Raw genomic sequence first — 21,175 nt, 5'->3', positions numbered from 1 at the left:
ACGCGAGCCTCGGCACTCACGGTGATCCCAACTCGCGGTGATCCCATGGTGTCGATCACACGCGAGGCCGGTTCAGCAGCCGGGAGAGCACGATGGCGCTCTCGGTCCGTTCGACGGGAGCGGTGGCGCGCACTCGTTGGATGGCCTGTTCCAGGTGGGTGATGTCTCTGGCGAGCATATGGACGACGGCGTCGGCGGCGCCGGAGACCGTACAGGCTTCGACGACCTCGGGGATGTCCTCCAGGGCCTGGCGCAGTTCGGCGGGGGTGGGATTGCCGGTGCAGTAGACCTCGACGAAAGCCTCGGTGTGCCAGGCCAACGCCTGAGGGTCGATGAGAGCGGTGAAACCGCGGATCGCCCCGGTGGCCACCAAGCGGTCGAGACGCCGCTTGGCAGCGGGCGCGGACAGCCCGGCGGCCTTGCCGATCTCGGCGTACGTGGCACGTGCGTCGTGCAGCACGCAGCGGATGATCGCTTCGTCGATGGCGTCCATGGCCTTCACTCCCGGCGTCAGGGCCCGCGGCGAGGCGCAAGAAGTTGCCATGAGCCCTCCTACATTGCAAGAAAGCGATGGTAGCCAGCAGCAAATGGTGATTGTTTGCGTTGTCCGCCGAACATAGTCTCCGGCTTGTCCTGATGTCACGTGCTGGGAGCCGTGTTGAGATGACAGCAAGCCTGAGCGATGTGGAAGCCTCGGCACTGGCCGCGGTGGACGAGGCGGCAATCGCCCGGTTGCTGCTGGAACTCCTCGCCGTGCCGAGCGTGACGGGGAGCGCCGCGGAGTCCGAGCTTCAGCACGTCCTGGCCCGGCATCTGGAACGGATGGACCTCGATGTCGACCTGTGGTCCATGAACCTTCCCGAGCTTCGCGCCCATCCCGATTTTCCCGGCAGCGAGGCCCCGCGCACGGAGGCGTGGGGCCTGGTGGCCGGCACGCCACCCCGGGGCGACGGGCCGACCCTGGTCCTCCAGGGGCACGTCGACGTCGTCCCTTCCGGAGACCTGGCGCGGTGGGAGGGTGACCCCTTCCGCCCCCGGCTCACCGGGGACGTGGTGCACGCACGAGGAGCATGCGACATGAAGGCGGGGGTCGTGGCGATACTCGCGGCCGTGGCCGCGATACGGGAGGCGGGCGCAAGGCTGCGCGGCCAGGTGTCCGCGCACCTCGTGGTCAGCGAAGAGGACGGAGGACTCGGAGCGTTCGGCACCCTCCAGCGCGGCCACACCGGTGACGCCTGCATCATCACCGAACCCACCAGCGGCGCGCTCATGACAGCCAACGCCGGCGCCCTGACCTTTCGCATCCAGGTACCCGGCCGAGCCACCCACGGCAGCACCAGATACGTGGGAGTGAGCGCCATCGACGCATACCTGCCCATCCACCGCGCGCTCGCCCGTCTCGAAGCCCGCCGCAACGCCGTCGCCGACCCGCTCATGTCCGAGTACCCCATCCCCTACCCGCTGTCCGTCGGCACCGTCCATTCCGGCGACTGGGCCAGCAGCGTGCCCGACCTGCTGGTGGCCGAAGGAAGACTGGGCGTCCGGCTGGGCGAGGACCCGGCCCGGGCGCGCACCGACCTGGAGGCGTGCGTGGCCGAGGCTTGCGCGGCCGACCCCTGGCTGCGCTCCCACCCCGCCACGGTGACGTGGCCCGGCGGCCAGTTCGCCAGTGGACGGCTGCCGGCCGGGCATCCGCTCGCGGCTCAGGTCGGCGACGCGCACGCCGACGTCACCGGCGGCCCGCGCCCTTCCGAGCGAGGCGCCCCTTACGGCAGTGACCTGCGCCTGTACTCCGGGGCGGGCATCCCCACGCTCCAGTACGGTCCCGGCGACGTACGCCACGCACACGGTCCGCAGGAACAGGTCCGCGTGAGCGAAATCGTCACCGTCACCCGGGCACTGGTGCTCGCCACTCTGCGCACGGTCGGCACCAAGTACGGCCACGGGGAACATCGGTACAGCGGTTAACGCTAAGCCGGTGATCATGGCTCTGACCTCGGGAGTACCGGTACAGCGGTTGGCGCTGAGAACGATCACGGCTCGGTTGGTGCGAGCGTGCTGACGCGGTTCTCGTACTCGCGGCGGGCCTTGCGCTGGGCAGGGATCACGGGCAGGCCGTGGCCGCCGTCGAGCGGCTGCCGGCGGGCGAGAAACTGGCGGTGCACGGCCGGGACGGCGGTGACGCGCAGAGTGTAGCCCTGGCCGCGCCGTACGGTCACGCCCTGGTTGAGCGCGGCCCGCTCGACGGGGTCCAGGTCGGCGGTGCGGAGGTAGTCGGCGACCTTGCCCGGCATGTCGAGGGTGACCGGCAGCTCCGGCGCGGGAACCTCTTCGGCGGTGGCGATGTGGTCGGGCATGAGGTCGGCGACGGCGGTGCGGATGGCGCCGCGGCTGACGCCGTGGTCGCGGGCGGCGATGGAGCGGCCCTTCAGGTACGCGGCGCGGACGGCGTCGCTCTTGTCGGCCGGCACGGCGGGGCGGCGTCCGCCTTTGTTGCCCTTGGCCTCGGCGGCGCGTAGCCCGTCGTAGGTCAGTTCGCGCTGAAGGTCGCGTTGGAGTTCGCCGGCGGGCGGCGAGGGTCTGGAGCATGAACTTCACGGTGGACAGCCGTTCGCCGGTGCGCGGGTGGCGGGCGGTGAGGTCCATGGCGGAGAACACGCCGTCGTGGATGCGCAGGGCGAGCCGGTCACGGTGCAGGATTTCGAGGACGTCGAGGATGTGCTGGTTGCCGCGCACGAGGCGGAACATCTCGGAGATGTGCACCGTGTCGCCAGGCCGCGCGTAGGTGAGGAGTTCGCTGAACTTCGGGCGCTGGAGCGGGTGGAGGCGGCTGGAGTGCCCGCCTCTTCCTCGAAGACCCGCGGGTCCTCGATCCCGGCCTCGGCGAGGACGAGGTCCTGGCGGGCGGTGGGCTGCCGGTCGGTCGACACCCGTCTTGTAGACGAGATTGGCCACGCTGTTCCCAGCTTCTGCTGCCGCATCGGACCTCGGGTGTCATCTAACCCTGTCATCAGCCGGCATCGGATCTCATTGGATCGGAGCCGCCGTCGGGCCCCGGAATCTCCGCTTATCGCGGCGTCGGGTGTGTCCATCTTGCGTAGCGTCTCGTCTAGATGGGCTGCGCCGTGATCTCCGCGTCGAAGACGTGGAGATCACGTGTCTCGGCTGTGCGCCGGGGCAAGGTTCATCCGTGCGGGTGAAGCATTTGGAATCTCAGCCTCTACGAGTTGCTGGGCACGGCCGCCCCTATTTCGAGCCGCCCCGCGATTGATCTTGGGGCGTGCTGGCTCGGTGATTCGACGGGCTGGTGGTTCAGTAAGCGCAGGTCGGCTGGTTACTCGTACCGGTACTTCAGCGAATCCGCCTCCGCCTGCTCGATGTCAGCGATCGTCAGCTCCGGCATCCGCAGCTGGGCCAGCGTCACCTCGGCCGAGGTCGGCTGGGCATCCGCCGGTAGCCACTGGTCCGGCTTCCAGGCCCCGCTGCGCAGGAGCGACTTGGGGCAGTGCGGGTAGACCTCCTCGATCCCCAGCACCAGCGCACTGGCCGGAGGTTTGCCTACGGCGGTCAGCTGCGACAGCAGCTCCGGGCGGGTGGAGACGCAGGCCCGGCCGTTCACTCTGAGCGTCGTGGTGCGCCCCGGGATAACGAACAGCAACCCGGCTCGTCCGGTGGCAATGACGTTCTGCAGCGTGTCAAGACGCTTGTTGCCGGTCGCGTCCGGTATCGCCACCGTCCGTGCGTCCAGGACGGCAACGAACCCGGCGGGGCCGCCGCGCGGGGAAACGTCACAGTTGCCTTCGGCGTCCGCGCTGGCGACCAGGACCAGCGATGAGCAGCCAACCAACCGCCGGGTCTGCTCGGTGAGTTCGGTCATTTGCTTGCGTATGGCCGTGTCCTTGGGCAGTTCGTAGACCCGGCGCAACGCGTCCTGATCGTGGACGGCGTCAAGGCGGAGTGAGTCGAAGGCACTGCTTGCAAGGGATGTCGTCATGGCAGCGACCGTAACGGGCTGACCTGCGACTGATCTTGGTCGGTGAGTGCGGGATATGGAGACAGTCAACGTCTGCTGATCCACCACCCAGCCGAACCCGCGGTACAACACGCCCCGAGATCAATCGCGGGTCAGCCCGTATTGCCGTATGAGAGTGAGCTGAACGGTCGCCTCGTAGCGGACGGCGAGCTTGTCGTACCTCACTGCGAGCGCACCTCATACAGATCACACCACGGCCCGTCCGGTATCAGGGCCCCGAGCACGGTCAGCAACTGCGGCGGCTCAACCGGGTCCGGTAGCGAGTCCAGATCCGACCATGCGATCCAGGCATGCATGTCCAGGTTGGCCTGCTCGTCGGGGAGCAGGCCGGTCCGCACCAGGGATGGTTGCTCGTCGGCAAACTGAGCGACGAAGAAGTGCTCCGCCCCGGTGTACCGCTTGCCGTTCCACTGCACATCACGGTCGACGAGCACCGACCGGTCAAGGACGGCAGCCGGGTCGAGTCCGGTTTCCTCGGCCAGTTCACGTCGTGCTGCCACCAGCGGCGTCTCGCCAGGCTCGATGCCGCCACCTGGCGGCTCCCAGAGCCAGGTCCCGCCGAAGGGATCCCGCCAGTGCAGAAGAAGCAGGCGGTGGGCAGCGTCCAAGCAGATGACCCGGGCGGCGGGCCGGTGCGTTGTTTCCACCGTCCTGACGCTATGCGTGCTCGAAATGGCGATCAAGACCCAGCTTGATCGCCATCTCAACGGCCTAAGGGCCGGGTGCCTCATAGGCTGTCCTGCGGATTGTCCTGCGGATCTTGACCGCCTGACGGTCACCCTCCGATGAAGCTCACTGTTTCCGTCATATCCGCTCGTCCGGTACGCAGCCGGGGCACGCCTTCCTTCTCGAATCCCACCGAGACACCGCAGAACAGTGCAAGCCTGTCATCGGCTCCGACTATCTGGCTGACGGTCTTGCGATACATCGTCCACATCACCTGGGGACAGCTGTGCACCCCTTCCGCCCTCAGCAACAGCATCACCGTCTGCAAGTACATCCCCGCATCCCCCCACTGCCCGGGTCCCATCGTCCGGTCGAGGTAGCAGAACAGCACAACCGGCGCCCCGAACGCCCCCGAGTTCAAGGCGGCGATCTTCCTGGGCCGTTCGGGGTCGTCGCGCTCGATGCCCAGCGCTTTGTACCGCTGGGCGGCCGCGGCGGAAAAGCGGTCCAGATACGGCGAAGGCAGCTCGGCCGGATACATCGGATACTCCCGCTCATCGCCCGGGTCTCCCGCAAGTGCCCTGGCCGTCGCATGCTTCTTCAGCTCGGCCAAGGGCTCGCCGGCCACGGCATAGACATGCCACGGCTGGAGATTTCCACTCGACGGAGCCCGCGTGGCAGCGGTCAGCACTCGTTCGAGAACCTCTTTGGGTACCGGCTCATCGCTGAACGCCCGCACGGCCCGGCGACTGTCCACAGCTTCATACACGTCCACGTGGTTCTCGTCCTCTCACTCAACGACAACCATCTCTCTACCCTCTTGAGGACGCGATGGGGGAGCTCACCGGCGGGGCAGAGGGACGACGCCTGCGGTGGGGCTGATTGTGCTCAGCTGGCGGCGGAGCCGCTGGAGTTCGTCGTCCTGGGCAGCCAGAGCCGACAAGGCCAATTGATGGCGTTCCTTGAGCTGGTTGAGTTCGGTGTGAGTGCGGGCGAGTCGCTGGTTTTGTGCTCGCAGGCGGATGAGTCGTGCCTCACGCGGGTCGGGCTGCTGGCCGGCGGCCCGAGCGGTGGACCGTCGTTGCTCGAACTCGTCCTTGAGATGTCCCCAGGTCCGGTAGAGAGCTGCGCGGGAGATGCCAGCCTCGCGGGCTAGGGTCTTGACGTCGCAGGCCCCGCCGGAATGCGGGGGCTGCTCAGCAGTGCAGTCCCGTTGCCGGCTGACGTGTGCCAGACGGGCCGGTGGACGAGATGGTGGGTGGCCTGCGGGCAACGGGCGCTGTCACACAGCCCGTCAGCGGTGCGCTCGCGGACTTGGCGCCGGCGAGCTTGAGGCAGAGGGCCTTCGCAGGGTCCTCGAACCAGCAGTAGTTCGACGCGGACAGATGCAGGGCTGCGGCCTTCTTCTTCAGCAAGAGCTCAACCTGCCGGTCGGTGACCACCTTCGCCGGTCCTGGATCGTTCCGGTCCAACTCGTCCTCGACGGTGCGGAAGGTGGCCATCAGGGCGTCAGCTCCGGGGCCGGCGGGCAGCTGTCCTTGCTGGAACAGGCGGAATGCCTCAACTGTCCGGGCCAGATTCTCCTTGGCCTCGGCCTGCTTCCATTCCTGGTGGAAACCGGCTTGCGCCCCGCCGGGCCGGGCCGCGTATCCCTCGCTGGTGGCCACGGACAGGTGCTTGAAGTGGACCTTGGTGGCGAACAACCCGCCGGGACGGGCTCCCATCTCGACCTCGAGTGTCCGCCGCAGGCGGCGGGGGTGGATCGGCTCGTCGGGGATCGGAGCCAGACCCAGCCGGTTCCCGGCGGGTGAGGCGACCCATTGTCGAAGCCAGTCCATGGCGCCGTTGCTTCACCGGGCGCTTGTAGTTGGCGAACACCATCTGCCTCACCGGATCGGCCAGCCTCTGGATTCGACGAGGTAATGCGACCACAGCCAGAACTGTCCGAGCACCGGCCGTGAACCAGCAGGTGGTTGAACTCCCTACTCCGCATCCCCGTGCCCAGCACCAGCCCGCCCATCGCCGCGTTCCGCCCTGGGAAACGGCCTCGGAAGCCTTCATCCTCCAGCCCGCCCGGGCCCAGACCGGCCAGGCCGTGGCAGAACAGTTCGGCGAAGTCGCCCTCCAGATACTGGATCTTCACGTGCGGCTTCGGCCGCCTCAGCCTCGTCAGGTTCCGATCGCCCCGCACCAGTCGGCCGTCCACCATCCGCACCCCGACGGCCTGCGTAAACGGCACCGCCGACGTCATGCCCTCGGACACCGCCCAGCTGTAAAACCGGCTGAGCGCGGTCACCTGAAGCTCCCACGACGACGACACCAGCCGCTCGTCCAGTGGCCCCGACAGCCGCCGGGCCGCGTACGTACCCAGCGCGGCCACCAGATCCTGCCGCGAACTGAACACCGCAACACGGTGCCGCCGAAGATGCATCAGCCAGTCCCGGGCCGCCAGCGCGTACGCACGCCATGAATTCGGCGACGGAGCCCCACTCGACGGAAGCGTACGAAGCCACGCGTTCACAGCTCGGGTGGCCCGTGGCCCGCAAGCGTCCTTGAACAAGAAGTCGTCATCGATCAGCACCGGCATCCGCTCAGGAATCAGCGGCTGACCGCACAGGCCCCAGGACTGCCAGCCCTCGGCCGAGAAGAAGTGCACCATCACGCGCCGGGACGCTAGGCCCGTGACACGACCCCCACCAACTGCTAACGCCACAACCCATCAACGGGAGATGAGGCATGTGAGACACGCAAAGAAAGCAGCGACAAACTGGGTTCATTGGACGCCTGGCGCGCCTGTCGTCATTCGATCGTTTGATGACAGGCTGTCCCCGGCTCGGAACCGGGTGCGGCCTATTCGGGCAGCGGTCTGTCCTGGACGATGTTCTTCATGACGAGGGTGGACGTCAGGCGCTGGACGCCGGGGAGCCGGGCGAGCTGCTGGTCGTACAGCTCCTGGAAGGAGGCCAGGTCGGTGGTCGCGACCCGCAGGAGGTAGTCGGGCTCGCCGAACAGGCGCTGCGCCTGGAGGACGTGCGGGACGGCGGCCACGGCCTCTTCGAAGGCAGTGACGGTGTCGGGGGTCTCCCAGCGCAGCGTGGCGAAGACGAGAGCCTCGAAGTTCAGGCCGACGGCCGCCGGGTCGACAAGGGCCCGGTAGCCGCGGATCGCACCCTCGCGTTCGAGGTCGCGCAGCCGGCGGTGACAGGGCGAGACGCTGAGCTGCACGCGGGCGGCCAGCTCGGTGACCGTCAGGCGGCCGTCGAGCTGTAGCTCGGTAAGAATCTTCCGGTCCAAGGCGTCCATGGAGAAGATTCTCCCCCGAATCGTTCGATCATGAGGTAAAGACGCAAACACTTTCGGGCAAATCCGGCCTAGCGTTCCCTCCAGAGCAAGACGCGCGAGAGGGAATGATCGATGGACACGACGACGCTGGCGGCCTTTCTGGCGGTGGACCTGCTGCTGGTTTTCACGCCGGGCGCGGACTGGGCCTATGCGATCTCCGCCGGACTGCGGGGTCGGTCGGTCGTCCCGGCCGTCACCGGGCTGATCGCCGGACATGCCGCCTATGCGCTGGTGGCCGTCGCGGGCCTAGCGGTGATCGTGGCGAGCTCCCCGGCCGCCCTCACCGCCCTGACGGTGGCGGGCGCCGGCTACCTGCTGTGGCTCGGGTGGGGAGTCCTGCGGCAGCCGGCCGCCCCGGCGGCCGCAGGCGAGAGCTCGGACGCCTCCCGCCTGCAGGTCCTGCTGAAGGGGTTCGGGATCAGTGGCCTGAACCCGAAGGCGCTGCTGCTGTACTTCTCGCTGTTCCCGCAGTTCATCGACCCGGCCACCGGCTGGCCGGTCGCCGCGCAGACCGGCCTGCTGAGCACGGTGCACCTGACCGCATGCGCCGTGGTCTACCTCGCCGTCGGCATCCTCGCCCGCACGGTCTTGAGCACCCGGCCCTCGGCCGCCCGGATCGTCACCCGGATCAGCGGCGCCATGATGATCGCCATCGGCGCCCTCCTGCTGGTGGAAAGCCTGGCCCGCTGAAGCCCCACCCGCCCGAGGCAGAGCACGCCCGCGGGAATGCTGATCTCTGAAAATGGCTCTGCCCGCAGTTCCGTGAATGATGTTGGTGCTGCGGCAGGCTGCCGCCGAATCGGTCTCACCTCTCGATCGTGCTGCCGAAGTGGCATGTCGTCTGCACAGCCCTCAGCCCGATGTTTCCCCCGTGACGGTGCGGGTGCAGGCTGCTTGACGCCTTGTGTTTCCGGAGCGGCGGCGCGGGCGGGCGCCGGATTACCGATGAGTCGTTTGCCTTCGGCAGGATGGGGGCATGACCGAGATCCGCACTCCCCGTCTCCTCCTCCGTAGCTGGCACGACGACGACCTCGTGCCAATGGCGGACATCAACGCGGACCCACGGGTCATGCGCTGGATCGACGACGGCTCGGTGCGGGACCTGGACCACACGGCCGAGGCCATCGAGCGATGGGAGGAGGAGTGGGACGAGGAGGGCTTCGGGCTCTTCGCCGTCGAGTTGCTGGCCTCGGGCGAACTGATCGGCTTCACGGGACTGTCCGTGCCCGAGTTCCTGCCGGAGGTGCTGCCCGCCGTGGCGATCAGCTGGCGGCTGGGTTCACAGTTCTGGGACCAGGGGTACGCATCCGAAGCCGCGCACGCCACGCTGGAGTTCGCGCTTCAGGACCGCGGCCTGGACCGCGTCATGAGCATCAACCAGGTGGGAGACAACGCCTCCGAGAACGTCATCCGCAAGCTCGGCATGGTGTTCGAGCGGGAGACGGTACACCCGGTGTACGGCTACCCTCTGCGCGTTCACGCCATCGACCTCACTGAGTTCCAGGCGTAAATCGGCCGAACCATCGATCATCGCAAGACAGCCGACCGATGTCCCTACGTCCCCGAGCGCATTTGATCGCGAGGTTCGGACACGAGGGACAGATCGTGTCTTCCCCTCGCTGACCTGGGGGTTCACGGAACTGCGGACAGAGCCCTGAAATTTCCCAGCGTTGCTCGTCCTCCCCACCTAGTCCGGTTCACGGAAGCGGGGAGGGCAGGAAACAAGGACGCGCAGTGCTTGTGCTCCGTGGTTGCCGTCAGCGCTTCTGCATGCGTAGAGAGTTCCAGCTCGCGTCGGCGGTCCAGCCTCCGTCCACCGGCATCGCGATACCGTTGATGAAGCCGCTGCGGGCGGGGTCGGCGAGGAAGGCGACGGCCTGGGCGATGTCCTCGGGGGCGGCGAACCGCGCCATGGGTACCCGTTCGACGATGTCGGAGTCGGTGTAGCCGCCGGAGGCCTGGTCCGCGGCGTCCATCTCGGTCTTGACCCAGCCGGGGCACACTGCGTTGACGCGGATCCCGCGGCCTCCCCACTCCGCGGCGAGGGTCCGGGTCAGGCCGATCAGACCGTGCTTGCTCGCGTTGTACGCGGCCCGGTCGGCCACCGCGTGCAGTCCCGCGATCGAGGCGACGTTGACGATCGAGCCGCCGCCCGCGTCCAGCATCAGCTTCCCCAGTGTCCGCGACAGCAGGAACGGGCCGGTGAGGTTGACCTCCAGGACGCGTCGCCACTCCTCGGCGGTGGTCTCCTCGGCCGGGGTGAGCAGCGAGACGCCCGCGTTGTTGACCAGTACGTCGACCCGGCCGAAGCGGTGGCGCACCTGCTCGGCGAGCTGGGCCGCATAGACCTCCGAGGTCACGTCGCCCACCACCGCGTGCACCTGCGCACCGGCGTCCTCCAGGGCCGCCAGCGTCTCCAACGGTTCCTTCAGGTCGGCCAGGACGAGTGCGTACCCTTCGCCCGCCAGCGCCTCGGCCACCTTGCGGCCGATGCCCTGCCCCCCACCGGTCACCACCGCGACCGGCGCCTGCACTTCCTGCTCCAAGCTCATTTCCATGAACACAGCGTCACCTGCAGCAAGGCATCATGGGAAGCGATGATCAGGAAAGTGAGCTTTCACGAATCATGAACGGTATCGGCGATCCCAAGCTGCTGCGGACCCTGCTCGCGGTGATCCGGCACGGGGCGATGAGCACCGCGGCTGCCGCGTTGGGCTATGTGCCCTCGGCGGTCTCGCAGCACATCGCCCGGCTTGAGCAGCAGGTGGGAACGGAGCTGTTCTCGCGCCGACCGGGCGGCGGTGTGACCCCGACCGCCGCCGGCCGCGCGCTGGCCGACGCGGCCGCCCACGTCCTGGCCGCCACCGCGGACTTCCAGCGCCTGGCCGAGGACATCGCTCAGTCCGGAGCGCCAAAGGTGAGCGTCGGTGTCTACGCGACCGCGGCCGGACGCCTGCTTCCCACCGCATTGGCCAAGCTGCGCCGGGCCCATCCGGACGTCGTGCTGCACGTCACCGAGACCGAGCCCGTGCACGGTCTGCGCGGACTGCGGACCGGAGAGATCGATCTGCTGCTGGCCTACCGCTATCTCCCGGAAGACCCTCCCAGCGCCGACGATCTACAGATCCGCAGGCTCGGCAGGGAGCCGCTGTGGCTGATGGCCGCACAGAGCAGCGGCCTCACGACGCTCGACGAGTGCCGCGAAGCCGACTGGGCCGCTGGTCATGCGGGGACCCCCGACCGTCGCCTGCTGCAGCGCTGGACCCATCGCACCGGCCTCAACCCGGCCGTGCGGTACGAGACGGACGACTACCACACTGCCTTGGCACTGATTGCCCAGGGCCTGGCGGTCGGGCTCGTACCCGCCTCCGTCGTCGGCGGCTGGCACGACCCGGCCCGGCCGCTCACCAGCGTCGACGACCTCCCCGCGGCCCATCGCCCCGAGCGCGAGGTCCTCGCGGTCACCCGGCCACGCGCGTCGCACCCCGTTGTCGACGACCTCACCGACCTCCTGGCCACCGCCGTCGCCGCTACACACAACTGACAGCAGGGCGGCGAGCGGTTCCACTCCGGCTGGTCGGATGATAGGGAACCGGATGGAGAGATCAACTAACCAGGTCTGACCGCTCTGTGAGCAGCAGATGGGGAAAGCGAGCACCACCAGTGGACAGGATGCGGCAGGAACAGGCGAGCCCCGCAGTGCAGAAGCGCGTCCAGGACAGCTTCGACCTGCAGGGCCTGATGTCCTACCTCGGCGCACGGCTCACGCACATCGGCTCCGGCCGCGTCCACATCACCCTCCCGGCCCGCCCCGAGGTGTCCCAGCAGCACGGCTACGTCCACGCCGGTGCCACCAGTGCCATCGCCGACAGCGCCGGCGGATACGCCGCGCTCACCCTGTTCGACGAGGACTCCGAGGTCCTCACCGTCGAGTACAAGATCAACCTGCTCGCGCCCGCCGCCGGCGACCACCTCGAAGCGATCGGCACCGTCCTCAAGCCCGGGCGCACCCTGACCGTCTGCCAGCTGGAGGTCTACGGCGTCCAGGCCGACGGCGCCCGCAAGCTCGTCGCGAATGGCCAGCAGACCCTGATCCGTGTGAGCAGGACCGCCGGATAGTCCTTGAACGGCCGACGCGGGCCCTTCCGTCCCGGCCTCGCCGCTCGGTCATTCCGGCCCACCGTCGTCGTCCTCGTCCAGTTCCGGCGCGTCCGGGTCGCGCAGCGGGCGCAAGGAGCCCGCAGCCAGTGTCGAGGCCGTGAAGCTGTATCGCCCGAGCAGATTCAGGTTGCGGTGCTTGAGTGGGGAGAGCCGGGCGATGTCCTCGTCCCTGAGTTCGTGGCCCTCGGCCTGGAGCTGGGCGACGGCGGCGTCGAGGTAGCGGGTGGTCCAGAGCACGATGGCGTTGAGGACCAGGCCGAGTACGCCGAGCTGGTCCTCCATGCCATCGCGGTACGCCTGATGGATGGTGCCGCGCTTGTCGTGGCACACGTCCCGGGCCAGCTTGTGGCGGGACTCCTGCACGGTGAGCTGCCGGTTCATCTGCCTGCGGTAGGTGTCGTCGACCGGGTCGACCACGCGCAGCAGGTGCTCAGTCTCGGCGATGCGCCCGTACTCGGCGAAGGCCGTGCCCAGCGGGGTGGGGGCCCATCGCGTCCGAACATGCGCAGCAGGTCGTAGGCGCGGACCTGGTTGGTGACCAGGGAACCGGCGACCTTCAGCATGTCCGGCCAGTGCGTGATCACCTTGTTCATGTCGACCCGGTTGCGGGCCAGGTCCTCCACCGCACCGTAGTGGCTGGTGGCGACGCCGGGCATCGAGGCCCGCCAGAACCGCTGGTCGTCCTGGTCACGGAACCGGGGTGAGAAGTTGTAGCCGAGGATCTTGAACAGGCCGAACACCATGTCCGAGTACGAGGCGTTGTCGGTGGCCGCCATCTCCGGCTTGACCCCGCCGTCCAGGTTCAGCAGCAGCGCGTCCAGGATGTGCAGCGAGTCGCGCGGCGTGCCCGGGACCACCATCTGCCGGGCACCGCGCTGTGGCGGTCGGCCCTCGGACTGTTCCGGGTAGGCCTCGACCGTTCCCCCGCCCGCTGCCGCGATCGCCTCCAGCGCGGCGCCGACCGCGGCGCGGGCCACTCCCTGTCCACGGTGCCTCGAGGCGGTGAAGACGCACCCGATCCGCCAGTCGGGCAGGTGGTCGAGGTCCCTGGCGTAGGCGGCGGCGTTCTTGATCGTGGGAAGCTCGGCCGGAGGGCCGAACTGGCACCCAGCCGACGCACTCGTCGCCGGAGTGGACGAGCACCTGATGGCAGGTTCCGCAGTCGACGTGGGCACGCTTGGCGGTTCTGTTGTCCTCCGGGCTCTTGGCGTTCCGCACCCCTTCCGGGTGGAACGCCATGCACCAGCAACCGCCCCACACCCTGTTGTGCTTCTCCACGAGGGCCGCGAAGTCGTCCCAGGTGTCCGAGGTGAGCAGCCGAGTCGTGTACGTGGGTGCCTGCCCTTCGGTCATCACCGCATCATCGGGGTGTCACTTCGGCACCGGCAAGGGGATGGATCGGCTTTTGGGACGCGATGCGGCTCCGGGCGGCGGCTCTCCGGTCAGCGACCAGCGGGCTCCGGCCAGCCATCGACGGGCTCCGGCCAGCGACCAGCGGGCTGCGGCCAGCCATCGACGGGCTCCGGCCAGCGACCAGCGGGCTGCGGCCAGCCATCGACGGGCTCCGGCCAGCGACCAGCGGGCTGCGGCCAGCCATCGACGGGCTCCGGTCAGCGACCAGCGGGCTGCGGCCAGCCATCGACGGGCTCCGGTCAGCGACCAGCGGGCTGCGGCCGTGCGCTCCCCACCCCTCGTGTGTCACGATCACACGCCTGACGGGTGATCTTCCTGCGGTTCCGTGTCGGGCCGGCCGTCGGTGTGGTGGTCGACCTCGATACTCCGGCCATGAGATCAGCCCGTTCACCCCGGCCGCGGCTCGCCGCGGTCACCGCTCTGGCCGCACTCCTCGCCCTCGGCGCCCCGGCCATCGCAGTCGGCACCACAGCCCGCACCACCATGTCCGGTGGTACGGCCGCCCGCACGGCCGTGGGCGCGGCGGAACGCGAGGGTCATCGCCGGGCCTGCGGCAGTTCCGCGGCGTCCGGGCGCGGCAAGGCACGCGAGATCCGTCGGATCGCCGAGAAGGCCCGGGCCGCGTCAGGGCTCAAGTCCGTGATCCTGCGGGTCACGCTCGGCGGCCGGGAGGTCATCACCACCGCACTCGGCGAATCGATGACGGGGGTTCCGGCGCGGCCCGCCATGCATTTCCGCAACGGCAACATCGCCATCAGCTACATGGGCACAGCCCTGCTGCGGCTGGTGGACCAGGGCCGGGTCCGCCTCGACGAGCCCGTCGCACGGTGGCTGCCCGACCTCAAGGACGGCGAGCGGATCACGCTCCGCATGCTGGCGTCGTCGACGACCGGGCTCGCCGACTACGTCACGGCGCCGGGCTTCGCGCAGACCATCGCCGCCAACCCGTTCCGTCAGTGGACGGCCCGGGAACTGGTGGACGTCTCCACCAGCCGGCCGCGCTGGTACCGGCCGGGCACCAACTGGAACTATTCGCACGCCAACTTCGTGCTGCTGGGCGCCGCCCTGGAGAAGATCACCGGGACCCGTCTGGACGTCCTCCTCGAACGGGAGGTCATGGGGCCGCTCGGGCTGCGTGAGACCCGTAGCAGCTTCACGCCCGAGATCCCCGCACCCGTCCTGCACGCCTTCACATCCGACCGGGGCACCTACGAGGAGTCCACCTTCTGGAACCCCTCCTGGACCACGGCCCCCGGTGCCGTGCAGACGACCGACATCTGCGACCTCGCCCGTTCCGCGACCGGCATCGGCTCCGGTGCGCTCCTGTCCGCCGATGCGTACCGGGAGCTCCTGGATCCCGGCACCGTGGGTCTGGGCAGGCCGACCCGTACCTGCCCGGCAACCATCTGCCTCGCCAACACGAAGAAGACCCACTACGGGATGGGCGTTCTCGTCCTCGGGGACTGGGTCGCCCAGCACCCCCTCTTCTTCGGGTACTCCGCGTCGCAGGCCTACCTCCCCGACCGGGATCTCGCCATCGCCGTCGCCACCACACAAGGGCCCACAAGTCCCGACGGCCACACCGCTCACACCATCGTCCAGCGCATCGCCGCCGCTCTCACTCCCGACCACCCCATCCCCAACTACCCGTGATCCAGGGGAGAGTGGGCGAGGTCGGGAGCGCCGGGAGCCGGGGACGGACACGGGTAACGTGGCGGATCGCCGGACGAGACTGCCGGTGATCCCGTCCGCCCCCAAACCTTCCTGGGAGTACTCCTCATGAGCATGGTCGACGGCATCGACGCCCGGGGTATGCAGCACTGCGAGACCACCACGCTCGCGGTGCTGCTGCGCCATCAAGGACTCGATCTGTCCGAAGCCATGCTCTTCGGGCTCGGTGCCGGGCTGTCCTTCATCTACTGGGACAGCAAAAGCATGGACTTCCCCTTCCTCGGGGGCCGCGTCAAGCCCTTCACCCTCACCACCGGCCTCGCGGACAGGCTGGGGCTGGAACTCCAGGTGAAGGAGACCGCCTCGCCCCGCAAGGCCTGGAAGAACGTGACGGTCGCCGTCGAGGCCGGCCGGCCCGTAGGGCTGCAGTTGGACAGCTATCACCTCGACTACTTCACCTCCCGCGTGCATTTCGGCGGGCACATCGTCGCCCTGTACGGCTACGACGAGCAGCACGCCCATCTCGTCGACACGGCCCAGCAGGGCGGGGCGGTGACCACCAGCCTGGACGGTCTCGCCCGGGCCCGGGCAGAGCGCGGGCCGATGACCGCGAGGCACCGCTCCTTCACCCTGACCGTCCCGGCGGACGCCGTCCCGCCCCGGGAGCGGATCGTCCCGGCCATCACCGCCTGCGCCGACGCCTTCCTCGACCCGCCCATCGCCAACCTGGGCCACCGGGGCATCGACAAAGCCGCAAAGCTGGTCCCCACCTGGCTCCGGCGGAGCAATGACCCCGAGCGCGATCTGCCGCAGGCGGCCCTCCTGATGGAGAAGGCCGGTACCGGCGGTGCCCTCTTCCGCAATCTCTACCGCGACTTCCTCGCCGAGTGCGCCGAGCAGATCGACAGCCCCCACCTGCGCACGGGGCACGCGCTGTACGCGGAAGCCGCCGGGCTGTGGACGCAAACCGCGGCACTCATCACCCGAGCCGGACAGACCGGCGACACCCAGTATCTCGTCCAGGCCGGCACCCAACTGCGTGAACTCGCACGGTTGGAACGCGAAGCCATGCAGGCGCTCAGCCGTCTGGAGCCCTGAACGCGCTCACGGCCCGCCGACGTTCTTCGCCAGCACCCGGCGGTGCGTCGTACGGCACGTGGGGGTGAGCGGTCGTACCGTCGGACGAGTCACCAAGGAGGACTTCTGATGCGCAGAGTGACCTATTCGATGAACATCTCGCTCGACGGGTACATCGTCGGGCCGGACGGCGGCTTCGACTGGGCGCCGCCCGACGAGGAGGTCTTCCGTTCCTGGATCGACGAGATCCGAGGGGTCGGCACCCATCTGCTGGGGCGGCGCCTGTACGAGACGATGCTGTACTGGGAGACCGCCGACGAGGACCACTCGCTCGACGAGGCGCAGCGCGAGTGGACCGCGCTCTGGAACCCGCTTCCCAAGGTCGTGTTCTCCACCACGCTGTCGAAGGTGCGGGGCCATGCCCGACTGGCCTCGGGCGGCCTGGCGGAGGAGATCGAGCGGCTGCGGGCCGAGCCGGGGACCGGCGACATCGCGATCGGCGGCGCGACGCTCGCCGCGGAGGCCGCCGAGCAGGGGCTGATCGACGAGTACCGGGCCAGGGTCTACCCGGTGCTGGTCGGGGGTGGCATCTCCTTCTTCCCCCGGCAGGAGCGGCACGTGGATCTGGAACTCCTCGACACCCGCACCTTCACTTCGAAGATCGTCTACCTCCGCTACGGCGTGGTGCGCTGAGAGCCGTCCCCGGCGTCTCTCCGTCCGCCCAGTGCCGTGTCATCTCCTCCACGAGAGCCTCCGCGGCCGGCGACGTCCACCGCCTGCGGTGGCGGGCCAGCCGTACGGGCACATCGCGGAAGTCCGGCGCCGGTACGCGCGCCAGTCTGCCCTGGCGTACCTGCTCCTCCACGCTCGTCAGCGGCAGCAGGGTCAGACCCAGTCCGGCGGCGACGCACGAGCGGGCCGCGTCGACGCCGCCGAACCGGGTCAGCCGGGGCCGGGCGTCCGGCACGGCCAGCAGCCGCCGCTCCAGCGCGTCGCTGTACGAGCAACCCTCCTCCAGCAGGAAGAAGGTCTCCCTCGCCAACCGCGCCCAGGTCGGAGCGTGTTCGCGTCCCGCGAGGGGGTGCCCAAAGGCGCAGACGAGGGCGAGTTCCTCACGCGCCACCGTCTCGGCCGCGACATCCGGGAAGGGCAGCTCCGCCTCCTCCTCCAGCAGCAACGCCAGATCCAGGCGTCCGGACCGCAGCCCCTCCACGCATTCGCCCGTTCCGGCCGCGTACAGGTCGACGTCCACCTCGGGATGACGGGTCCGCAGTGCGGCGATCACCGGGGGCAGCCTGGTCGCGCACAGCGACTCCGGGGTACCGACGCGCACCCGCCCCCGTACGACCCCGTCACCGCCCTCGCCTGCCCCCGCACCACCGGTCCGGAGCCGTGCCACGGCGTCGAGCACCTCCTGCGCTCCGTCCAGCCGTCGTCGCCCGGACTCGGTGAGCAGCGTCCCGGTCGGCAAACGGTCGAACAACCGGGTGCCCCACTCCCGCTCCAGCGTGCGGATGTGCACGGTGACCGTGGACTGGGCGAGATGCAACTCGGCCGCGGCCGCAGTGAAGTTGCCGGTCCGGGCGAGCGTGAGGAAGGTGTGCAGGAGTCGGGTGTCCACAAGGTCAGGGTAGGCGCCTGCCGCACAGCCTGCATGTATGCGGCTTGTCGATCGGTTCGATCGGCGATGATCGTTGGACGCGATCGGGCGGTCGGTGGCAGCTTGGGGGCATGACCAGCGACACGTACGACAAGAACGATGTGACCGGCATGAGTTCAGGGGCTCCCGCCGTCCTGCGCTACTCCGCCTTCACCGACGACCCGGCAGGTGGCAATCCGGCCGGGGTCGTCCTCGACGCCTCCGCGCTCGACGACGCGGCGATGCTCGCGATCGCCGCCGAGGTGGGGTACTCGGAGACGGCCTTCGTCACCGCCGGCGACGCGTCCGCGCGCCGCTTCCAGGTCCGTTACTTCAGTCCGCTCGCGGAGGTGGCGTTCTGCGGTCACGCGACGGTGGCCCTGGCCGTGGCCCTCGCGGAACAGCTCGGCGCGGGCGATCTCCTCTTCGACACGCCCGTCGGCGAGATTCCCGTCGCCACCGCGATCGATCCCGCCGACGGCACGGCCCGTGCGACCCTCACCAGCGTGCCGGCCCACTCCCGGCCCGCCACGCCGAGGGAACTGGACGCGACTCTCGAAGCCCTGCGCTGGTCCGTCGACGACCTGGACACCGCCCTGCCTCCCCATGTGGCGTTCGGCGGCAACGAGCACCTCGTCCTCGCCGCCGCTTCCCGGTCCCGCCTCGCCGACCTGGACTACGACTTCGACGCCCTCACCGACGTGATGCGCCGCCACGGCTGGACGACGGTCCACCTGGTGTGGCGCGAGTCTCCGTATCTGTTCCACGCCCGAGACCCCTTCCCCGTGGGCGGGGTCGTCGAGGACCCCGCGACCGGCGCGGCCGCGGCGGCCTTCGGCGGCTATCTGCGCACCCTCGGCCTGATCACGGCCCCGTCCACGATCGGCATCCGTCAGGGCGAGGACATGGGTCGCCCCAGCGACCTGTGGATCGACGTGTCAGCCGAGGACGGCCGGGTCCGCGTCACGGGCGGGGCGGTGCCCATCGGGTGAGCCCGCCACCGGTGCGGGTGAGCGAGGCACCGGCTGCGGCCGGGCCACGGGCGGCGTGCAGAATCTAGCCAGGACGCGCAACTGCCGATGGCTGGAACTCGTCCCTTGTACCCGAGCCGACGAGGCTCGCAGAGCACTCGAACCACGAAGTGGGGGGCGGATCATGAACCTGACGCCGAGGAAGAGCCGACGCAGACCCGGCGCGGTCCGGACGGCCGTGTTGAGCGTGTGCGCCGCTGCGGCGCTGGGCCTGACCGGTTGCTCCGGGGGCGGCGGCACGGACGACACGGGCGGCGACACGCAGCCGAGCGTGACGGCGACGAGCGGCGCCGGCGACAAGGGGGACAAGAAGGGGGCGAACGCCGGTACGACGGCGGGCGGAAAGTCCGACACGAAGGCATCCGGGGGCGCGGGCTCGGGTGCGGACGGCGGCGGCACCTCGGGCGGGGGCACTTCGGGCACCTCGAAGCCGTCCGAGCCCGCGGCGACGGGGTCCGGAGGCGGTGGGGGCGGCTCTGACGAGGGTGACGACTGCGACCACAAGATGCCCATCTCTCCCGATGAGATCGCGGTCTACCGCTACACGCCGGAAGGGGGGTCCTTGAGCCTGATCGTGAAGCACGGCAACTGGGGGTGCGGCACGCCCGACTCGGACGGGGCTCCGTTCGAGACGGTAGGCAAGGAGACGTACATCCCGATGGACCAGGCCGCGTACGTCACCGTGACCAACCCCATCGTCGAAAGCACCACGAACCAGAAGATCGGCGTCCAGGAGTTCCTCGACTGGCTCGACGCGAACCCGAACTCGGGGCTCGTCTTCACGTACCACCTGGGCGACAACGGGGCCATCGACCGTCTTGAGGAGGTCTTCACCCCGTAGCAGCCAGCCGGTCGAACAACGTGGCGCGTGGGGCCGGGGCGGGGTGGACCACCGACAGCGCCCGCCCGGTGGGCGCTGCGGCATGATCGGGGGATGACCGAGCGCGGCCCGGACGGGTACCTCCTGGACAACCGGCAGCCCGAGGCGGGGGACCGTTTCGAGGCGCTGGCCGACCTCTTCGACGGCTCCACCTTCCGGCACGTCGACCGTCTCGGCATCGCGGCGGGCGGGCGCTGCTGGGAGGTGGGGGCCGGCGGTCCCTCGGTGATCGAGGGTCTCGCGGAGCGGGTGGGGCCCGGCGGATACGTACTGGCGACGGACATCGACACCTCGTGGATGACGGCGGCGACGGCACCGCAGGTCGAGGTGCTCCACCATGACATCGCCGCCGACGCGCCACCGCCCGGTGCTTTCGACCTCGTCCACGCCCGTCTGGTGCTCGTCCATGTCAGGGACCGTGAACGTGCTCTGCGGGTGATGGTGGACGCCCTGCGGCCCGGTGGCTGGCTCCTGCTGGAGGACGCCGATCCCGCGTTGCAGCCGCTGGCCTGCCCTGATGAATCCGGACCGAGGCAACAGCTCGCCAACGAGATCCGCCGCGGATTCCGTCGGCTGCTCAGCGAGCGCGGGGCGGACCTCTCCTACGGACGCCGACTCCCACGTCTGCTGCGCTCGGCGGGCCTGACGGACGTACAGGCGGACGCGTACTTCCCGCTCACCAGCCCGGCGGGGACCGCCCTGGAGCGGGCCACGGTGCTCCAGATCCGCGAGCAGTTGACGGCCAAGGGCTACGCCACGGACACCGAGATCGACACCCACCTCGCCACCATCGCGACGGGCGAACTCGACGTGGCGACGGCGCCGATGATCTCGGCGTGGGGGCGGAAGCCCGGTGCGAGGCCCGGCCAACCGGAGTGGTTCGCAAGCGGCAGCGTCGCGGCCGAGTGACACACCGACACGATCGCCGGAGCACGGGACGGGCGCCGTGGCGTCCGCCGGGGGCCGCACGCGGCGCAGGTGCGCGGGCGCGGCGCATACGATCCGGGTATGGGTTTGTGGGAACGGAGTCTTGATGCTGCGGGGGTTCGGGGAGCCCGGCTGCGTGAGGATTATGGGGCGCAGCGGAGCGTCGTGGCTCGTTTTCGGCGGGCTTCCTATGGGGCGGCCCGGTTGCTGCTGCCGCCGTACTTGGTGCCTCATGTGGTGGCCGCCACGGCCGTGATGCACCACGGGGACAACCTGCTGGACACGGGGACCCGGGCGCAGCGCGCGGCGGCGTGGGCGGTGATGGCCGGGACGAT

The 21,175-nt window shown here is 69.4% G+C and carries 20 protein-coding genes and 1 pseudogene; 11 read left to right on the top strand and 10 right to left on the bottom strand.

Going from position 1 to position 21,175, the window contains the following annotated elements; all coding sequences use genetic code 11:
* Positions 1-55: 55 nt before the first annotated feature.
* A complete protein-coding gene (locus AOK15_RS13915) occupies positions 56-493 on the bottom strand; it encodes an Lrp/AsnC family transcriptional regulator (protein WP_055516405.1) in 438 nt (145 codons plus the stop codon).
* 170 nt (positions 494-663) lie between these two features.
* On the opposite strand from AOK15_RS13915, the gene AOK15_RS13910 reads away from it, so the two are divergent.
* Complete coding sequence (locus tag AOK15_RS13910) at positions 664-1,968, top strand: ArgE/DapE family deacylase (protein ID WP_240508422.1); 1,305 nt, start codon at positions 664-666, stop codon at positions 1,966-1,968.
* 65 nt (positions 1,969-2,033) lie between these two features.
* On the opposite strand, the gene AOK15_RS46745 is transcribed toward AOK15_RS13910, so the two are convergent.
* The 6 genes from AOK15_RS46745 to AOK15_RS13875 form a co-directional block, all read right to left on the bottom strand.
* Complete coding sequence (locus AOK15_RS46745; protein ID WP_240508421.1) at positions 2,034-2,471, bottom strand: resolvase; 438 nt, start codon at positions 2,469-2,471, stop codon at positions 2,034-2,036.
* An 863-nt stretch (positions 2,472-3,334) separates the two neighbouring features.
* Entirely contained in the window at positions 3,335-3,994 is a 660-nt protein-coding gene (locus AOK15_RS13900; protein WP_055516400.1) for an MSMEG_1061 family FMN-dependent PPOX-type flavoprotein, read from the bottom strand.
* A gap of 200 nt (positions 3,995-4,194) precedes the next feature.
* A complete protein-coding gene (locus AOK15_RS13895) occupies positions 4,195-4,680 on the bottom strand; it encodes an NUDIX hydrolase (protein WP_055516425.1) in 486 nt (161 codons plus the stop codon).
* Between the two features lie 128 nt (positions 4,681-4,808).
* Entirely contained in the window at positions 4,809-5,474 is a 666-nt protein-coding gene (locus AOK15_RS13890) for a nitroreductase (RefSeq protein WP_055516398.1), read from the bottom strand.
* 421 nt (positions 5,475-5,895) lie between these two features.
* Positions 5,896-6,537, bottom strand: coding sequence for a hypothetical protein (locus tag AOK15_RS13880; RefSeq protein ID WP_055516395.1), 642 nt, complete (start codon positions 6,535-6,537; stop codon positions 5,896-5,898).
* A gap of 1,012 nt (positions 6,538-7,549) precedes the next feature.
* Complete coding sequence (locus tag AOK15_RS13875; RefSeq protein ID WP_055516393.1) at positions 7,550-8,002, bottom strand: Lrp/AsnC family transcriptional regulator; 453 nt, start codon at positions 8,000-8,002, stop codon at positions 7,550-7,552.
* 111 nt (positions 8,003-8,113) lie between these two features.
* On the opposite strand from AOK15_RS13875, the gene AOK15_RS13870 reads away from it, so the two are divergent.
* Together AOK15_RS13870 and AOK15_RS13865 are read left to right on the top strand one after the other, a co-directional pair.
* Positions 8,114-8,731, top strand: coding sequence for a LysE family translocator (locus AOK15_RS13870; RefSeq protein WP_055516391.1), 618 nt, complete (start codon positions 8,114-8,116; stop codon positions 8,729-8,731).
* Positions 8,732-9,017: 286 nt separating this feature from the next.
* Complete coding sequence (locus AOK15_RS13865; protein ID WP_055516389.1) at positions 9,018-9,551, top strand: GNAT family N-acetyltransferase; 534 nt, start codon at positions 9,018-9,020, stop codon at positions 9,549-9,551.
* Between the two features lie 247 nt (positions 9,552-9,798).
* On the opposite strand, the gene AOK15_RS13860 is transcribed toward AOK15_RS13865, so the two are convergent.
* Positions 9,799-10,599, bottom strand: coding sequence for an SDR family NAD(P)-dependent oxidoreductase (locus AOK15_RS13860; protein ID WP_205632127.1), 801 nt, complete (start codon positions 10,597-10,599; stop codon positions 9,799-9,801).
* 68 nt (positions 10,600-10,667) lie between these two features.
* Here AOK15_RS13860 and AOK15_RS13855 point away from each other — a divergent pair, with 68 nt between their 5' ends.
* Positions 10,668-11,585, top strand: a complete 918-nt coding sequence (locus tag AOK15_RS13855; RefSeq protein ID WP_055516386.1) for a LysR family transcriptional regulator — start codon at positions 10,668-10,670, stop codon at positions 11,583-11,585.
* 128 nt (positions 11,586-11,713) lie between these two features.
* On the top strand, positions 11,714-12,160 hold the full coding sequence (locus tag AOK15_RS13850; RefSeq protein ID WP_055516384.1) for a PaaI family thioesterase: 447 nt from the start codon (positions 11,714-11,716) through the stop codon (positions 12,158-12,160).
* A gap of 48 nt (positions 12,161-12,208) precedes the next feature.
* Here AOK15_RS13850 and AOK15_RS42085 read toward each other — a convergent pair.
* Positions 12,209-13,074, bottom strand: a pseudogene (locus AOK15_RS42085) (Tn3 family transposase); the annotation flags it as partial.
* Positions 13,075-13,987: 913 nt separating this feature from the next.
* On the opposite strand from AOK15_RS42085, the gene AOK15_RS13835 reads away from it, so the two are divergent.
* The 3 genes from AOK15_RS13835 (at position 13,988) to AOK15_RS13825 (ending at position 17,056) form a co-directional block, all read left to right on the top strand.
* Complete coding sequence (locus AOK15_RS13835; protein ID WP_079058477.1) at positions 13,988-15,268, top strand: serine hydrolase domain-containing protein; 1,281 nt, start codon at positions 13,988-13,990, stop codon at positions 15,266-15,268.
* Positions 15,269-15,394: 126 nt separating this feature from the next.
* Positions 15,395-16,384 carry a BtrH N-terminal domain-containing protein gene (locus AOK15_RS13830; protein WP_055516378.1) on the top strand — a complete coding sequence of 330 codons (990 nt, stop codon included), beginning with the start codon at positions 15,395-15,397 and terminating at the stop codon, positions 16,382-16,384.
* A 108-nt stretch (positions 16,385-16,492) separates the two neighbouring features.
* On the top strand, positions 16,493-17,056 hold the full coding sequence (locus AOK15_RS13825; protein WP_055516376.1) for a dihydrofolate reductase family protein: 564 nt from the start codon (positions 16,493-16,495) through the stop codon (positions 17,054-17,056).
* On the opposite strand, the gene AOK15_RS13820 is transcribed toward AOK15_RS13825, so the two are convergent.
* Positions 17,013-17,984, bottom strand: a complete 972-nt coding sequence (locus AOK15_RS13820) for a LysR family transcriptional regulator (protein WP_055516373.1) — start codon at positions 17,982-17,984, stop codon at positions 17,013-17,015. The two genes, AOK15_RS13825 and AOK15_RS13820, sit on opposite strands and share 44 nt — an antisense overlap.
* Before the next feature lie 110 nt (positions 17,985-18,094).
* Here AOK15_RS13820 and AOK15_RS13815 point away from each other — a divergent pair, with 110 nt between their 5' ends.
* The 3 genes from AOK15_RS13815 (at position 18,095) to AOK15_RS13805 (ending at position 20,822) form a co-directional block, all read left to right on the top strand.
* Positions 18,095-18,994: a PhzF family phenazine biosynthesis isomerase gene (locus AOK15_RS13815; RefSeq protein WP_055516371.1), complete on the top strand. Its 900-nt coding sequence runs from the start codon at positions 18,095-18,097 to the stop codon at positions 18,992-18,994.
* A gap of 163 nt (positions 18,995-19,157) precedes the next feature.
* Positions 19,158-19,874 (top strand): hypothetical protein, encoded by a 717-nt coding sequence (locus AOK15_RS13810; RefSeq protein WP_055516370.1) that lies wholly within the window; start codon positions 19,158-19,160, stop codon positions 19,872-19,874.
* Positions 19,875-19,967: 93 nt separating this feature from the next.
* The gene (locus AOK15_RS13805) at positions 19,968-20,822 is read left to right on the top strand and encodes a class I SAM-dependent methyltransferase (protein WP_055516368.1); all 855 of its coding nucleotides are present in this window, start codon (positions 19,968-19,970) and stop codon (positions 20,820-20,822) included.
* Positions 20,823-21,175: the final 353 nt, after the last annotated feature.

It is taken from the genome of Streptomyces ossamyceticus, from assembly GCF_001418475.1.
Lineage (GTDB): Bacteria > Actinomycetota > Actinomycetes > Streptomycetales > Streptomycetaceae > Streptomyces > Streptomyces ossamyceticus.
This window is presented reverse-complemented; position numbering and strand designations above follow the sequence as displayed.

Excerpts from the sequence above, each read along its gene's own strand:
- AOK15_RS13915 (WP_055516405.1), bottom strand. The coding sequence starts at position 493 with ATGGACGCCATCGACGAAGCGATCATCCGCTGCGTGCTGCACGACGCA.
- AOK15_RS13910 (WP_240508422.1), top strand. The coding sequence starts at position 664 with ATGACAGCAAGCCTGAGCGATGTGGAAGCCTCGGCACTGGCCGCGGTG.
- AOK15_RS13900 (WP_055516400.1), bottom strand. The coding sequence starts at position 3,994 with ATGACGACATCCCTTGCAAGCAGTGCCTTCGACTCACTCCGCCTTGAC.
- AOK15_RS13880 (WP_055516395.1), bottom strand. The coding sequence starts at position 6,537 with ATGGACTGGCTTCGACAATGGGTCGCCTCACCCGCCGGGAACCGGCTG.
- AOK15_RS13875 (WP_055516393.1), bottom strand. The coding sequence starts at position 8,002 with ATGGACGCCTTGGACCGGAAGATTCTTACCGAGCTACAGCTCGACGGC.
- AOK15_RS13870 (WP_055516391.1), top strand. The coding sequence starts at position 8,114 with ATGGACACGACGACGCTGGCGGCCTTTCTGGCGGTGGACCTGCTGCTG.
- AOK15_RS13865 (WP_055516389.1), top strand. The coding sequence starts at position 9,018 with ATGACCGAGATCCGCACTCCCCGTCTCCTCCTCCGTAGCTGGCACGAC.
- AOK15_RS13860 (WP_205632127.1), bottom strand. The coding sequence starts at position 10,599 with ATGGAAATGAGCTTGGAGCAGGAAGTGCAGGCGCCGGTCGCGGTGGTG.
- AOK15_RS13855 (WP_055516386.1), top strand. The coding sequence starts at position 10,668 with ATGAACGGTATCGGCGATCCCAAGCTGCTGCGGACCCTGCTCGCGGTG.
- AOK15_RS13850 (WP_055516384.1), top strand. The coding sequence starts at position 11,714 with ATGCGGCAGGAACAGGCGAGCCCCGCAGTGCAGAAGCGCGTCCAGGAC.
- AOK15_RS13835 (WP_079058477.1), top strand. The coding sequence starts at position 13,988 with ATGAGATCAGCCCGTTCACCCCGGCCGCGGCTCGCCGCGGTCACCGCT.
- AOK15_RS13830 (WP_055516378.1), top strand. The coding sequence starts at position 15,395 with ATGAGCATGGTCGACGGCATCGACGCCCGGGGTATGCAGCACTGCGAG.
- AOK15_RS13825 (WP_055516376.1), top strand. The coding sequence starts at position 16,493 with ATGCGCAGAGTGACCTATTCGATGAACATCTCGCTCGACGGGTACATC.
- AOK15_RS13815 (WP_055516371.1), top strand. The coding sequence starts at position 18,095 with ATGACCAGCGACACGTACGACAAGAACGATGTGACCGGCATGAGTTCA.
- AOK15_RS13810 (WP_055516370.1), top strand. The coding sequence starts at position 19,158 with ATGAACCTGACGCCGAGGAAGAGCCGACGCAGACCCGGCGCGGTCCGG.
- AOK15_RS13805 (WP_055516368.1), top strand. The coding sequence starts at position 19,968 with ATGACCGAGCGCGGCCCGGACGGGTACCTCCTGGACAACCGGCAGCCC.